This window comes from Pseudomonas sp. SMN11, from assembly GCF_052041945.1.
Taxonomy (GTDB): Bacteria; Pseudomonadota; Gammaproteobacteria; order Pseudomonadales; family Pseudomonadaceae; genus Aquipseudomonas.
This window is the reverse complement of sequence record NZ_JBKGGW010000017.1, coordinates 23,899-38,768: the sequence shown is the minus strand read 5'-3', so window position 1 is coordinate 38,768 and position 14,870 is coordinate 23,899. Positions and strand designations below refer to the sequence as shown.

Here is a 14,870-nt window from a genome sequence, read left to right as displayed (position 1 = left end):
GCAGTACCCATGGAACATCTGCTCGATTCGCTGTTTCCCGCCGCTGGCGACATTCCCGAGAACTGGCGCCTGGGCGCACCACTGGAACAACGCGACTACCTGGTGAACGGTGAACTCAGGCGCTGGGACGGGCCACTGGCCACGGTGCGCAGCCCGGTCTGGCTGAAAGAAGCAGACGGTGAGCGCCAGGTGGTGCTCGGCAGCGCGCCCTTGCTCGATGCCGACACCGCCCTCACCGCCCTGGACGCGGCGGTAAACGCCTATGACAAGGGCCGTGGCGCCTGGCCGAACATGCGCGTGGCCGAGCGGATTCAGCACGTGGAAACCTTCCTCGCACGCATGCGCGAGCAGCGCACCGCTGTGGTCAAGCTGCTGATGTGGGAAATCGGCAAGAACCTCAAGGATTCGGAAAAGGAATTCGACCGCACCTGCGACTACATCGTCGACACCATCAACGCCCTCAAGGACCTCGACCGCCGCTCCAGCCGCTTCGAGCTCGAACAAGGCACCCTCGGCCAGATCCGCCGGGCGCCGCTGGGCGTGGCACTGTGCATGGGCCCTTACAACTACCCGCTCAACGAAACCTTCACCACGCTGATCCCGGCCCTGATAATGGGTAACACCGTGGTGTTCAAACCGGCCAAGTTCGGCGTGCTGCTGATTCGCCCGCTGCTCGAAGCGTTCCGCGACAGCTTCCCGCCGGGGGTGATCAACGTCATCTACGGCCGTGGCCGCGAGACGGTCAGCGCGCTGATGGCCAGCGGCAAGGTCGATGTATTCGCCTTCATCGGCACCCACAAGGCGGCAAGCGACCTCAAGAAGCTTCACCCACGGCCGCATCGGCTGCGCGCGGCCCTGGGCCTTGACGCGAAGAACCCCGGCATCGTCCTGCCCCAGGTGGACCTGGACAATGCCGTGGAAGAGGCCATTACCGGCGCCCTGTCGTTCAATGGCCAACGCTGCACGGCGCTGAAGATCCTGTTCGTTCACGAGGATGTGGTCGAACCTTTCCTCGACAAATTCAAGCGCAAACTGGCCGCACTCAAGCCAGGCATGCCTTGGGAACCAGGCGTTGCACTGACACCGTTGCCGGAACAGGGCAAGGTCGATTACCTCGACCAACTGGTCGCCGATGCCACGGCCAAAGGCGCACAGGTGATCAACGAGGGTGGCGGGCAGAGCCGCGGCTCGTTCTTCTGCCCCGCCCTGCTCTACCCGGTAAATTGCAACATGCGCGTGTACCACGAAGAGCAGTTCGGCCCGGTGGTGCCGGTGGTGCCCTACCGCGACCTGCAGACCGTGGTCGACTACGTGCTCGACTCCGACTACGGCCAGCAACTGAGCCTGTTCGGCAATGACCCGGCGACCATCGGCAGCCTGGTCGACATCTTTGCCAACCAGGTCGGGCGCATCAATCTCAACGCCCAGTGCCAGCGCGGCCCCGACACCTATCCGTTCAACGGCCGCAAGAACAGCGCCGAAGGCACCCTGTCGGTGCACGACGCCTTGCGCGTGTTCTCCATCCGCACCCTGGTCGCCACGCGCTTCCAGGAAGCCAACAAGGAACTGATCAGCGAAATCATCCGCAACCGCCAATCGAGCTTCCTGACCACCGACTACATCTTCTGACTGCCGCGCTTATAGAGAATCGATCTAGACTCATGGTCGATTTTCCATCTGCGCAGACGACTCTAAGCATCAGGGCGCCCCTCGGCGCCCATTGCAAAGGAGAATCGAACATGGCTGTCAAACCCATTCCGGAAGGCCAGCACAGCATCACCCCGTACCTGGCCATCAACGACGCCGCCGAGGCCATCGAGTTCTACAAGAAGGCCTTTGGCGCAGTGGAAATGTTTCGCCTCGATGCCCCAGGTGGCCGTGTCGGCCATGCCGAGCTGAAGATCGGTGATTCGTCGCTGATGCTCGGTGATCCCTGTGACATGGAAGGCGGCCTCACCGCCAGCCAGAAACTGGCGGGTGCAGGCGTAGGCATTCACCTGTATGTCGAGGACTGCGACAAAGTCTATGCCCAGGCCCTGGCCGCAGGCGGCACTCAACTGCACCCGCTGACAGATCAGTTCTACGGCGACCGCAGCGGCACGCTGAAAGACCCGTTCGGCAATATCTGGTTCGTCTCCACCCACAAGGAGGACCTGACCCCAGAGGAAATCCGCGCCCGCGCAGCCAAGATGTTCGGCGGCAGCTGAGCGACAAGTTGAAAGCGCAGCGCGTTTGCTTGAAGCTTGGGGCTCGTAGCTTGGAGCTGCCTCATGCGAATCATCGACAAAACCGCCGCGCAGGTGCGCAGCCTGACACCGGCCGAAGAGGAACTGCTGGTCGGTTTCGCCACCGGCAGCCTCGCCGGGCCACGCCTGCTGCAGGCCAATCAGCTGCTGATGAAGGTGCGCAGTGCCAACCAGTGGCTGGCCTGCGACTGCCGCAAGGATGCCTTGCCGGTGCTCAATGTGACCCTCAATGGCAGCACCGGCACGCTGTTTCTGAAGAACAACCCCGGCACCGCCGAGCATGCGCCCGGCTGCCCGTTCACCAAGGACGAACGCGAGGCCAGCGAGCGTGAAGACGAGCCAGCCGCACCTGCCGCCTGGCTGGCGCCTGATACCCCGCTGCGCCTGATCGGCGATTACCGCAAGGCCATTGACGACAGTGGTACGGCGGGCGAAGGCAGTGAGCGTCGCGAACAGCAACGGTTGCTGTCGCTGCTGCTGACCTGGATCGAGACCAGCGGCCTGAACCTCTATGCCACGCACCTTAAAAAAGACCTCACCGGCCAGTTCGCCGAGCTGCGCAGTGTCGCTAGCCGCTACCCCTTGCTCGAACGGGTGCCGGCCAGCAATTACCTGGAAACCCGTCTGGACATGAAGCACATGATGATGCTCAAGTCCCGCCTGCGTGAAGCCACGGTGTTCGGCAACCACCGTCGCCATGGCCTGCTGCTGGACTGCGTCGACCAGATCAAGGGGCGCAAGCTGTTCAACAACCGCAGCGAAGACGGCTTCGACTTCCAAGGGCATCACCTGTACTGGGGCGGCAGCCGGGCGTCGGGCCCGCTGTTGACGCTGGCCCTGTACTCGCCCACCACGGCAGGTAGCCACTTCTATGAATTGATTCATGTGGCCAGCGTGCCGGTGCTGTCGCGCGCGCAGATGTTCCCGGTGTACCGCGACGAAGAGCGCGAGCCACTCAAGGCATTGGTGTCGCTGATCGACTGGATGGCCAGCAAAGGGGTGAAGGTGCAGATGCGCCGGCCGGTGATCGGTGGGCAGGTGATGGATGAGCTGGTGCTGACCTCGGATCAGGACCGGGTGCTGTCGGTGTCGTTGTTGGAAAAGCCGATCGGGCCGGAGCCCGATGCCGAGAACTTCAAGCGCTATGCCGACTTCAAGAGCCTGGAGACCTTCCGCAAATATGTGGCGGGATTCTTCATGCGCGAGCGCTGATACACCTAGCATTTTTGCCAGTTGAGCTGAATTAGCCACTGAAACACGATGAGATCTCCCACGCAGGAGATTTCCGATGGCCACTCAAGAGTTCAACAAGGCAGCTGAAGAAGTCAAACAGTTGCAAACAAAACCAACCGACGCAGAAATGCTTGAGCTATATGGCCTTTACAAGCAGGCGACCGTCGGCGACATAAATACCACTAGGCCCGGCATGTTTGACGTCCAAGGCAAAGCCAGGTGGGATGCATGGAACAGTAGAAAAGGCTTAAAAACCGATGATGCCGAAAAGCAGTACGCTGCCATAGCTAATCGCCTTATTAGTACGTATGGCCTTCAATAAGTTAAAAATTTAGGTACCAACCCGCTTCGCGACTAAGCCGCTCATACAGGAACCGCGCCGAATCTGAAGCTGGCGCTATCCCTGTGGGAGCGGCTTTAGCCGCGAAAAGGTCGGTGCAGCCACACAGCTTTATCTATCAGAATGCCGCCCGAAAAATCCCCTCGATCTCGTCCTGGCTGGCCGGCCGCGGGTTGGTCAGCCCACAGGCATCCTTCAGGGCGTTCTCCGCCAGAATGCCCACATCCTCAAGCTTGGCCCCCAGCTCCGCCAACCCCGCCGGAATGCCCACCGCCGCCGCCAGGTGCTCGATGGCCGAAATCGCCGCCCCCGCCCCCTGCTCCGCGTCCAGCCCGCAAACTTTGATGCCCATGGCCTTGGCCACATCGCGCAGGCGCGCGGCACTGACCTTGGCATTGAAACGCTGCACATGCGGCAACAGCACCGCATTGCACACACCATGGGGCAAGTCGTAGTAACCGCCCAGCTGGTGCGCCATGGCATGCACGTAACCGAGCGAGGCATTGTTGAACGCCATGCCCGCCAGGAACTGCGCGTAGGCCATGTTCTCCCGCGCCTGCAGGTCGTTGCCATCGTTCACCGCCTGGCGCAGGTTCTCGCTGATCAGGCTGATGGCCTTGACGGCGCAGGCATCGGTGATCGGCGTGGCTGCCGTGGACACATAGGCTTCGATGGCGTGGGTCAACGCATCCATGCCGGTGGCCGCCGTCAGCCCCTTGGGCATAGCAACCATCAGCGCCGGGTCGTTGACCGACAGGATCGGCGTGACGTTGCGGTCGACGATGGCCATTTTCACGTGGCGGCGCTCGTCGGTGATGATGCAGAAACGGGTCATTTCACTGGCCGTGCCCGCCGTGGTGTTGATGGCGATCAGTGGCAGTTGCGGCTTGCGCGAGCGGTCGACGCCCTCGTAGTCTCTGATATGCCCACCGTTGGTGGCGCACAGGGCAATGCCCTTGGCGCAGTCATGGGGCGAGCCACCACCTAGCGACACCACGCAGTCGCAGCGCTCACGCAGCAACACGGCAAGGCCTGCCTCGACGTTGGCGATGCTGGGGTTGGGCTTGGCGCCGTCGAACACAACCGAGTCGATATCCTGCAAGGCCAGCATGCGCCCGATACGCGCGGCAACGCCGGCCTTGGCCAGGCCCTGGTCAGTAACGATCAGCGCCTTGCGCAAGCCATAACCAGCAATTGCGGCCATGGCCTCGTCGAGGCAGTCGATGCCCATGATGTTCACGGGCGGGATGAAGAAGGTGCTGCTCATGACCGGATCCTCCTGGTGGGTCTGTCTACCAACGAGGATCCGCCCGTTCAATGCAGCGAATGTTGATCCAGCGCAACGTTAGCCAAGGAACAACCGGTAAGCCGGATTATCGGTCTCGTCCCAATAGCGGTAGCCCATCTCGTCCAGCGCCTGGGGCAGACTCGCCTGCTCGTCGGCGGGCACTTCCAGCGCCGCGAACACCCGCGCTTCGGACGCGCCATGGTTACGGTAATGGAACAGGCTGATGTTCCAGCGCTTGCCCAGCCGCGCCAGGAAGCCCAGCAGCGCCCCTGGCCGCTCGGGGAATTCGAAGCGCAGCACCCGCTCATCGGCCCCCGGCGCTGCATGCCCGCCTACGGTGTGGCGCACATGCAGCTTGGCCAGTTCGTTGTCGGTCAGGTCGAGCACGCTGTAACCCTGCCCGCGCAGGCTGGCCAGCAGCTGCTCGCGCGGGTCATGCAACGGGTGGGTCTGCACGCCAACGAACAGGCGCGCTTCCTTGCCCGGGTAATAGCGGTAGTTGAATTCGGTGATCTGCCGCTTGCCCAGGGCTTGGCAGAAGGCCCGGAAGCTGCCGGGCTGCTCAGGGATGGTCACGGCGATGATCGCCTCGCGCTGCTCGCCAAGCTCGGCACGCTCGGCCACGTGGCGCAGGCGGTCGAAGTTGACGTTGGCGCCGGAGTCGATGGCCACCAGGGTCTGCCCCTTGACGCCCTCGCGGGCCACGTACTTCTTGATCCCGGCCACGGCCAGGGCACCCGAGGGTTCGGTGATCGAGCGGGTATCGTCGTAGATGTCCTTGATCGCTGCGCACAATTCATCGCTGCTGACGGTCACCACTTCATCGACAAAATGCCGGCACAGCTCGAAGCAATGGGCACCGATCTGCGCCACCGCCACGCCTTCGGCGAAGGTCCCGACCTGCGGCAGGATCACCCGTTCGCCCGCTGCCATGGCAGCCTGCAGGCAGTTGGAGTCTTCCGGCTCGACACCGATCACCTTGACCTCGGGGCGCAGGTATTTGACGTAGGCAGCAATGCCCGCCACCAGCCCGCCACCGCCAACCGGCACGAAGATCGCGTCCAGCGCACCCGGCTGCTGGCGCAGGATCTCCATACCCACGGTGCCCTGGCCGGCGATCACGTCCGGGTCGTCGAACGGCGGTACAAAGGTCGCCCCGCCGCTGTCGGTCAGTTGCAGCGCATGGGCAAGGGCATGGGGGAAGCTCTCGCCATGCAGCACCACATGGCCTCCCCGCGAGCGCACGCCTTCAACCTTGAGCGATGGCGTGGTGGTGGGCATGACGATGGTCGCCTTCATGCCCAGGTGCGCCGCCGCCAGGGCCACGCCCTGGGCATGGTTGCCTGCCGAGGCGGTGATCACGCCGCGTTCGCGCTGGGCCGTGGTCAGGCGCGACAGCCGGGTATAGGCCCCGCGGATCTTGAACGAGAAGGTCGGCTGCAGGTCTTCACGCTTGAGCAACACCTGGTTGCCGAGGCTGGCAGACAGCGCGGGGGCCGCTTGCAAGGGTGTCTCGATGGCCAGGTCGTACACCGGCGCGGACAGAATGCGGCGCACCTGTTCCGACAGCAGTTGCTGCGCGGTGGACGGGGTACGAGGGCTGACGTTGAGGCTGGTCATCGATTGCAACTCCTTGGCTTTTTTCACATTGCCCAGGAGTCAGAGAGAAAAAACCCGCCTCCAGGGCGGGTTCGGTGCACGTACGCGCTAGCCCGCCAAGCTGATAATGGCGGTAATAATAATGGCGTTCACGTGCAGGAAGGTGTTCATGGGTAGGACGTTATCCCGCCCGCCCTGGCCAAGTCAACACTTTGCTTGTTGCGCCGACAGCGGCACGTCGAACACCTTGTCGAAGCCCCACTGGAACACGAAGGCATAGACGAAGAAGAACACGAACAAGGCCAGGTTGGTGAGCAACGCCGCCCACAGGCTGACATCCAGCCAGTACGCCACCAGCGGCAGCAGGATCAGCACCAGCCCGCCCTCGAAGCCCAGCGCATGCAGGCCCCGGCGCAGCAACGTGCGCTCGCGCTTGCGCTGGCGAGCCTCCCAGCGCTCGAAGGCCCAGTTGTAGGCCATGTTCCAGCTCATGGCGATGCCCGACATCAGCACCGACAGCACCGTCGACTCCGCCATCCCGGCGCCGAACGCCAGCTCCAGCGCCGGCGCCACGCAAGCCACAGCGATGGCTTCGTAGAGAATGGCCTGGACGATCTTGCGTGCCTTGCCTTGCATGTTCAGCTCCCTAAGAAACGACCTACAAAATTACAAGATCAAGCCAGCAAGAAAAAGCCTGAAATACTTTATTGACTGACCGTTCAATCAGAAATTACTAAGCTTTATCGTTTCCGCAACCCCCTTCCCCTGGCGTCCGGCCCCTCCTTGCTCGACACGGCTTCCCCCGATCACGCATTGGACAACCCTGCATGCGACTGCTTGTATCTATCACTTGCAAGCGGCGACATGTCCTACCCCTTCGTCCAGGGAAATGAACGAGGAACAAGACGATGGCGTATAGCGTCATGATGGTGTTCGGCACCCGACCCGAAGCGATCAAGATGGCCCCGCTGGCCCGCGTGCTGCGCAGCTGGCCCGAGGTCGACCTGCATATCTGCTCCACCGGCCAGCACCGCGAGATGCTCGAGCAGGTGCTGACCGCCTTTGGCCTGAGCGTCGACCAGGACCTCAAGGTGATGACCCAGAACCAGACCCTGAACGGCCTGGCCCGCGACCTGCTGGACAAACTCGACCAGGCCTACGAGCAGGTCAAGCCCGACATCGTGCTGGTCCATGGCGACACCACCACCAGCTTCATCGCCAGCCTCGCGGCCTTCCAGCGGCACATCCCCATCGGCCATGTCGAAGCCGGCCTGCGCACCGGCAACCTGCAGCAACCCTGGCCCGAAGAAGCCAACCGGCGCCTGACCGGGGTGCTCGCCGACCTGCACTTCACCCCGACCCGCGACTCGGACGCCAACCTGATCCGCGAAGGCGTGCCTCCTGAGCACATCGAAGTCACCGGCAACACCGTCATCGATGCCCTGCTGTGGATGCGCGACCACCTGGCCGAACGGCAATGGCAGCCGGCCGCCGACTCGCCGTTGAGCGTGCTGCGCCCCGAGCAGCGCATGGTGCTGATCACCGGCCACCGCCGGGAGAACTTCGGCCCCGGCTTCGAGCGCATTTGCCTGGCCCTGGCGCAACTGGCCGAACGTTACCCCGACGTGCAATTCGTCTACCCCGTGCACCTCAACCCACAAGTGCAGAAGGCCGTGTATGGCGTGCTGTCGAACCGCAGCAACATCCACCTGATCGCCCCGCAGGACTACCCGCACTTCGTCTGGCTGATGAACCGCGCCCAGATCATCCTCACCGACTCCGGCGGCGTGCAGGAAGAGGCCCCGGCACTCGGCAAGCCGGTGCTGGTGCTGCGCAAGGTCACCGAGCGCCCTGCCGTGCTCAAGGGCGGCACGGTCAAGCTGGTCGGCACGCTGACCGAACGCATCGTCGAGGAAACCCGCCAGCTGCTCGACGACCCGGTGGCCTACGCACGCATGGCGCGGGTCTATACCCCGTTTGGTGACGGCCACGCCAGCGAGCGCATCGCCGAGCGCCTGACGCGCTGGTTTGCAGAAACGGCCAACCCGCGAGATGACGCATGAGCCTGGCCTTTATCGACTTCCTCACCTATGTGCTGTTCGGCCTCAAAGTCCTGGCGATCATCCTCGCCTCGCTGATGTTCCTGCTCGGCCTCGACGATTTGTTCATCGACCTGTGCTACTGGGGCCGCAAGCTGATCCGCCGTTTTCGCATCTACGACAAGTACGAAAAAGCCGACGAGAAACGCCTGTTCGAAGTGCCGGAAAAGCCCCTGGCAATCATGGTCCCGGCCTGGAACGAGGTGGGCGTGGTCGGCGAAATGGCGCGCCTGGCGGCCTCGACCATCGACTACGAGAACTACCAGATCTTCGTCGGCACCTACCCCAACGACCCGCAGACCCAGGCCGACGTCGACGCCGTGTGCCTGCACTACCCGAACGTGCACAAGGTGGTTTGCGCACGCCCCGGCCCCACCAGCAAGGCCGACTGCCTGAACAACATCATCGACGCCATCCTGCGCTTCCAGGACGATGCCCGCATCGAGTTCGCCGGCTTCATCCTGCATGACGCCGAAGACGTGATCTCGCCCATGGAACTGCGCCTGTTCAACTACCTGTTGCCGAACAAGGACATGATCCAGATCCCGGTGTACCCCTACGCGCCGGAATGGAAGGGTTTCACCGCCGGGCACTACGTCGACGAGTTCGCCGAGAACCACGGCAAGGACGTGATCGTGCGCGAAGCGCTGACCGGCCAGGTACCCAGCGCCGGCGTCGGTACCTGCTTCAGCCGCCGCGCCATCAGCGCCCTACTCGAAGACGGCGATGGCATCGCCTTCGACGTGCAGAGCCTGACCGAAGACTACGACATCGGCTTTCGCCTGAAGCAGAAAGGCATGAAGTGCATCTTCGCCCGCTACTCCATCACCGACCCGGCGCTGGCCCTCAAGCACGAATGGCGGCCGGGCATGAGCCGCGAGTTCTCCCAGGTGATCTGCGTGCGCGAGCACTTCCCGCGCGACTGGCAGCACGCCATCCGGCAGAAGTCGCGGTGGATCGTCGGCATCGTCTTCCAGGGCACCAGCAACCTCGGCTGGAGCCGAACCGGCGCGCTCAACTACTTCCTCTGGCGCGACCGTCGGGGCCTGTTCGCCTACCTGCTGAGCTTCCTGGTCAACCTGTTGCTGCTGGTGCTGCTGGCCATGTGGCTGGTAACCGTGATCGCCCCGGATTCCTGGCGCTTCATGTCGATCCTCAGTGACAGCCAGCTGCTTACCACCCTGCTCTGGCTCAACGGCCTGATGCTGGTCAACCGCCTGTTCCAGCGCGGTTGGTTCGTCACGCGCTACTACGGCATCTTCGAAGGCCTGCTGTCGGCGCCACGGATGATGTGGAGCAACTTCGTCAACTTCTTCGCCAACCTGCGCGCCCTGCGCCAGGTCATGGAGATGGGCGATTCGCGGCGGGTGGCGTGGGACAAGACCACCCACGAATTCCCTGCCCTCGCCTCGCCGGCGCGCACGCCACTGGGCCATCGCCTGGTGGAAAAAGGCTACATCACCGAGGAACAGCTGCAACAGGCGATCACCAGCCCGGTGCGCCGGCGCCTGGGCCGCGAACTGCTGCTGCGGGGCTGGCTGACCAGCGAGCAGCTGGTACAGACGCTGGCCGAACAGCTCGATCTGCCTTGGGCACCGCTCAACCCGTTCAAGCTCGACCCGCAGCTGATTGCCCAGTTGCCACGCCGGCTGGCCACGCACTATGGCGTGCTGCCGGTCGCCGAAGACGGCAACACCCTGATACTGGCCAGCGAAAGCCCGGTCAGCCAGGTGTCGCTGGGGGTGATCAGCCGCCAGCTGAAACGCCCGGTCAGCTGCCGCCTGGCACCCCAGGGCCGGGTCACCCTGGGCCTGCGCTATCACTACCCGAGCCCCTGGCAGAAGCCCGAAACCCACGACATGCTCACCGTGCTGGAGCGGCATCAGGATGATGCCGACCTGATCGAACGGGTGAGCCATCACCAGGTGATGCTTGGCGCCCTGCTGCAGGTGCGCGGCATGGTCCCGGTCACCCTGTTCAACCAGGCACTGATCGATTTCGACTCCGAACAGCAGAGCCTCGGCGAGCACCTGATCGCCCGCGGCATCATTACCGAAGAGGTGCTGCAGCAGGCCCTCGCCGAACAGGCCAGCGAACAGCAGGCTGCCTTTGATCTGACCCGGGAGGTGGCATGAAGCCGCGTCTGTCCCTCACCCTTTCCGGCTTGCTGCTTTGCTCCACTGCGCTGGCGACCCAGGCAGCACCGATGACCGAGTTCCAACGATTCACCAGTTATCCGTTCATGGAGCGCAGTTACCGCGAAGCGAAGAAAGACAACTGGGCCGAAGTCGAACGCCTGACCCGCCATGTACTCAGCCGCGTGCCGAACAACGACGAAGCCCGTACGCTGCTGGTCGAAGCCCTGGCCCACCAGCGCCGCTACAAGGAAGCCGAGGCCATGGCCGAGCAGTTTGGCGATGGCCCCGAATACGCCAACGCCCTGCTGGAGCTGCGCCTGACCTGGATCGAGCAGGACCCGCCAGCGGCCAGCCAGGTGGAAGGCTGGCTGGCCAACGCCGATGGCACCCAGCGGGTACGCCTGTGGCAGGCCTACAGCCTGAGCCTGGCCAAGTTCGGCGGTGCCGGCAAAGCCCTGGAGTGGCTCAACCAGCTGCCGCCACGGGACGATGGCCAGGTGCTGCGCCTGGCCCGGGCCAACTTCGCCGAGCAACTGCGCAACTGGAAGGAAACCATCGAGCAACTGCAGCCTTTGGCCGACAAAGGGCAACTGCCGCCAGAAGACTGGCAGCGCCTGGCCAACGCCTATGTCCAGCAGGTCGATGAAAAGGGCCTGGAAAAGCTGCTGCAAAGCGCCCCCTCTCCCGAAGTCGCCAACCAGACGCGCCTGACCATGGCCAATCGGGCTATCGCCGTCGGCCACAACCAACTGGCGCAGCGCTGGCTGGAAAAATTGCCCACCGAACAGTTGCAGCAACCTGAGCAACGCCAGCAGCTGTGGGAGCTGGCCCGTGAAGGGGATGACGCGCCGCTGGTACGGCAGCTGAGCAACGAGCTGCAGCGCCCTTGCCTGGAGACCGTCGACTGGTTGTCACGCCGCGATCCGGACGTTGCCCGCGAACAATTCAAGGACTGCCCGGCCAGCGCAGACCCGCGCGCTTATGCGGTGCTCAAGCAGCGGCTGTATGGCGACCCGGTGCAGCCGCCACAACCCCGTACAGCCACCGAGTGGGAAAAACGCTACCGGCAGAGCGGTGACCTGGCTGCGCTTGAGCAAGCAACCTACCTGTTGCTGCAACAAGGCCAGAGCGAACGCGCCCGCACCCTGCTGGAGCAGGCCTATGACCGTCGCCAGGGGCGCCTGACACCCTCCCTGCTGCAGCGCCTGGGTAACATCTATGCGCGCAACGATGGCCCGCTCAACAGCCAGCGCATGCTCGGGCTTATCCCCAGAGTCGACGCCAGTACCCGCGCCCAGCTGCTCGGCCGCCTGGCTGAAAACGGCCAGTGCGACGCGGTGCGCCGGGCTATTCCGGCGAACCCGACCGAAGCCGGCCAGTACCGGGCCCTGGGCCGCTGTGCCATGCCCGATCAACCCGGCGAAGCGGTGGTGTATTACCAAGCTGCCGAGCGCCTGGGCGACAGCGGCAACCGCCTACCCCTGGCCTATGCGCTGGAAGCCGCAGGTGACTCCGAAGCAGCCATGCCGATCTGGCGCAACCTGCCGGCCAGCGCCTGGAACGACAACGCCCGCCTGACCGCCGCCCGTGGCGCCTTGAATGCCGGCGATGCCGACGCCGCCCGACGCTTCTGGGACGCCGCCGCGCATAACAGCGCCGATGACTGGGCACTGGGTGCCGCCATCGCCCAACGTCAGGGCGACCTGCACGCGGCGCTGGGCTTCCAGCGCCAGGCCCTGGCGCACAACCCGCGTGCCGACCATTACTACGCCGCTGCCAGTACGGCGCAATTGGCCGGCGACAGTGCGCAGAGCACCGCCTGGCTGGCCGAAGCCGTGCGCCTTGAGCCCAATCAGCCGCGCTATCGCGCCGACTACGGCATGCGCCTGGCCGGCTCGCAGGACAAGGCCCAGCGACAGCAGTCGATCCCTTATCTGGAACGCGCCACCCACGATTTCCCCGAGGACTATCGCCTGGGCGAGACCCTCGCCCTGCGCTACGACGAAGCCGAGAACAGCGCCGCCGCTCGCCGCGAGCTGCGCCGGGTGATCGACGTGGAAGAGAACCTGGTCGATGGCGACGACGAATACGGCAGCCTCGAGGCCCGCAAGTACCGCCAGCGCCGCGCCCATGAAACCCTGTCACGCCGCGACACCATTACCCTGGCCAGCACCTGGTCACCCGCTGGCACCTCGACCAACGACAAGTTCCTCGACAACGGCGAGCGCAGCGGCACCTCGCGGCGCGCGCAATCGCAGAACGTGCAACTGGCCATGTGGGACCACGCCCTGGGCGAAGAACCCAGCCGCAACGGCAGCACCCTGTCGGTCTACGGCCGTGTGCTGTTCGGTGGGCAGAGCCGCACCGACTACGCGCAAAGCATGGGCACCGGCGTCGGCCTGCGCTACAAGCCGCTCGGCCAGGCCAACCTCAACCTGTACGCCGAGTTGTACCACCAGCGGCAGATCGACAACGACCATTACAGCGGCCTGAGCCTTGGCGAGCTGCTGAGCCCGGCCAAGGTCGGCAGCAACTGGGGCGACTTGCGCCACCATGCCGAATCGAGCAACGACCTGCTGCTGCGCGCCACCGCCTCGTTCCTCGACCAGGGCGACTGGCGCAACGACTGGCGGGTCGACGAAGACGACTGGAACGAACGTTTCCTCTACCTCGATGCCGCCTGGTGGACCCGCGCCGGCGACCACGCCTGGCTGTCGCGCTACCAGCAGGGCCATGCCTGGAAGCTGCCCGGTAACTCGCCACAAACGCTCATGCCTTATGGCTTCTTCGAGTTCTCCAGCCAGGACCCGAGCAACGACTGGCGCCAGGACGCCCGTGCCGGGGTCGGTGTGCGCTGGCAGTGGTGGTTCGATGACGACCGCTACAACGCCTACCGCGGCTCGCTGAAAGTGCGTGCCGAGTACCAGCAGTCGCTGGGTGGCAACCTCTACAAGAGCGCCAATGGCGTGCTGGTTGGCGCGGAGATGACCTTCTGATGCGTACGCTCCTGGCAATCTGCATGCTCGCCCTGTGCCTGCCGGCCTTGGCCGACCAGCGCCTGTTCTACCAGCCACTCAACCGCGATGCCGCCGTGGCCCCGGTGCAGTGGCAGCAACTGTGGCGCGCCACCAAGGCGCAAGGCGGCAAGACCCTGATCGTGCAATGGAGTGCCTACGGCGACAGTGATTTCGGCGGTGCCCAAGGCTGGCTGGCCAACAGCCTGCGCGAGGCCCACGCCCAAGGCCTGGAGCTGGTACTCGGCCTGTACCTGGACCCGGCCTATTACCAGCGCATCGACGAACTCGACGGTGACGGCCTGAACAATTACTGGAAGTCGCAATTGGGCCGTTCGCTGGGCCAGTACCAGCAGGTGCGCAAGGACTGGCAACTGCCCGTCGCCGGCTGGTACCTGCCTATGGAACTGGACGACCTGCACTTTCGCGATGCCGGTCGCCGCGAGGCGTTGTACAGCCAGTTGCAGGCCTTCAAGCGGCGGCTGGACAAGCCGCTGCACATCAGCGCGTTCAGCGCAGGCAAACTGGCACCGCGGGTCAATGGTGCCTGGCTGGATCAACTGGCCGGGTTGGGCTTGACTGTGTGGTGGCAGGACGGGGCCGGGACCGGGCGCTTGCCGCCGCTGGTGCGCCTGAGTTACGAACAGGCGCTGCCGTGTCGGGTGGGGGTGGTGCGCGAGGCGTTTCGCCAGGTGAGTGCGCCGGGGCAGGCGTTTCGGGCTGAGCCTGCGGAGCCGAAGCTGAGTGCGGGGTGCCATGCCGAAGCGGTGTTTGCGCTGCGCTATCGCCCTTGGGCCAAGGGTGTTCTGCCACAGAATTGAGTCAACCTGTACCGGCCTCTTCGCGGCGGTTCGGCGCCCCGATGAGCCCGCTCCCACAAAGACTTCACAACATTTGAGTGTTGCGCTGTACC

General features: G+C 64.3%; 11 protein-coding genes. 8 read left to right on the top strand and 3 right to left on the bottom strand.

Annotated features, from left to right (window positions below):
* Positions 1-9 precede the first annotated feature (9 nt).
* The 4 genes from ACLEJU_RS15890 (at position 10) to ACLEJU_RS15875 (ending at position 3,801) form a co-directional block, all read left to right on the top strand.
* Positions 10-1,629, top strand: a complete 1,620-nt coding sequence (locus ACLEJU_RS15890) for an NADP-dependent glyceraldehyde-3-phosphate dehydrogenase (protein ID WP_435422715.1) — start codon at positions 10-12, stop codon at positions 1,627-1,629.
* Between the two features lie 110 nt (positions 1,630-1,739).
* Positions 1,740-2,207, top strand: a complete 468-nt coding sequence (locus ACLEJU_RS15885) for a VOC family protein (RefSeq protein ID WP_435422714.1) — start codon at positions 1,740-1,742, stop codon at positions 2,205-2,207.
* A gap of 63 nt (positions 2,208-2,270) precedes the next feature.
* On the top strand, positions 2,271-3,458 hold the full coding sequence (locus ACLEJU_RS15880) for a hypothetical protein (RefSeq protein ID WP_435422713.1): 1,188 nt from the start codon (positions 2,271-2,273) through the stop codon (positions 3,456-3,458).
* 76 nt (positions 3,459-3,534) lie between these two features.
* Positions 3,535-3,801 carry an acyl-CoA-binding protein gene (locus tag ACLEJU_RS15875; RefSeq protein WP_435422712.1) on the top strand — a complete coding sequence of 89 codons (267 nt, stop codon included), beginning with the start codon at positions 3,535-3,537 and terminating at the stop codon, positions 3,799-3,801.
* Positions 3,802-3,937: 136 nt separating this feature from the next.
* Here ACLEJU_RS15875 and yiaY read toward each other — a convergent pair whose 3' ends face one another.
* The 3 genes from yiaY to ACLEJU_RS15860 all read right to left on the bottom strand — a co-directional run bounded on the left by yiaY (position 3,938) and on the right by ACLEJU_RS15860 (position 7,342).
* A complete protein-coding gene (yiaY, locus tag ACLEJU_RS15870) occupies positions 3,938-5,086 on the bottom strand; it encodes an L-threonine dehydrogenase (protein WP_435422711.1) in 1,149 nt (382 codons plus the stop codon).
* A gap of 78 nt (positions 5,087-5,164) precedes the next feature.
* Positions 5,165-6,727, bottom strand: a complete 1,563-nt coding sequence (gene ilvA, locus ACLEJU_RS15865; RefSeq protein ID WP_435422710.1) for a threonine ammonia-lyase, biosynthetic — start codon at positions 6,725-6,727, stop codon at positions 5,165-5,167.
* Between the two features lie 183 nt (positions 6,728-6,910).
* Entirely contained in the window at positions 6,911-7,342 is a 432-nt protein-coding gene (locus ACLEJU_RS15860; RefSeq protein ID WP_435422709.1) for a PACE efflux transporter, read from the bottom strand.
* Positions 7,343-7,614: 272 nt separating this feature from the next.
* Between ACLEJU_RS15860 and wecB the strand changes: the two genes are divergently transcribed.
* Genes wecB through ACLEJU_RS15840 form a run of 4 tightly spaced genes read left to right on the top strand, consistent with a single transcriptional unit; the run spans position 7,615 to position 14,778 of the window.
* The gene (gene wecB, locus ACLEJU_RS15855; RefSeq protein ID WP_435422708.1) at positions 7,615-8,769 is read left to right on the top strand and encodes a non-hydrolyzing UDP-N-acetylglucosamine 2-epimerase; all 1,155 of its coding nucleotides are present in this window, start codon (positions 7,615-7,617) and stop codon (positions 8,767-8,769) included.
* Positions 8,766-10,940 carry a cyclic di-3',5'-guanylate-activated glycosyltransferase NfrB gene (nfrB, locus tag ACLEJU_RS15850; protein ID WP_435422707.1) on the top strand — a complete coding sequence of 725 codons (2,175 nt, stop codon included), beginning with the start codon at positions 8,766-8,768 and terminating at the stop codon, positions 10,938-10,940. Before wecB ends, nfrB begins: the two co-directional genes overlap by 4 nt.
* Complete coding sequence (locus tag ACLEJU_RS15845; protein WP_435422706.1) at positions 10,937-13,939, top strand: phage receptor; 3,003 nt, start codon at positions 10,937-10,939, stop codon at positions 13,937-13,939. Before nfrB ends, ACLEJU_RS15845 begins: the two co-directional genes overlap by 4 nt.
* Positions 13,939-14,778: a DUF4434 family protein gene (locus tag ACLEJU_RS15840; RefSeq protein ID WP_435422705.1), complete on the top strand. Its 840-nt coding sequence runs from the start codon at positions 13,939-13,941 to the stop codon at positions 14,776-14,778. The genes ACLEJU_RS15845 and ACLEJU_RS15840 overlap by 1 nt, the downstream gene beginning before the upstream one ends.
* Positions 14,779-14,870: the final 92 nt, after the last annotated feature.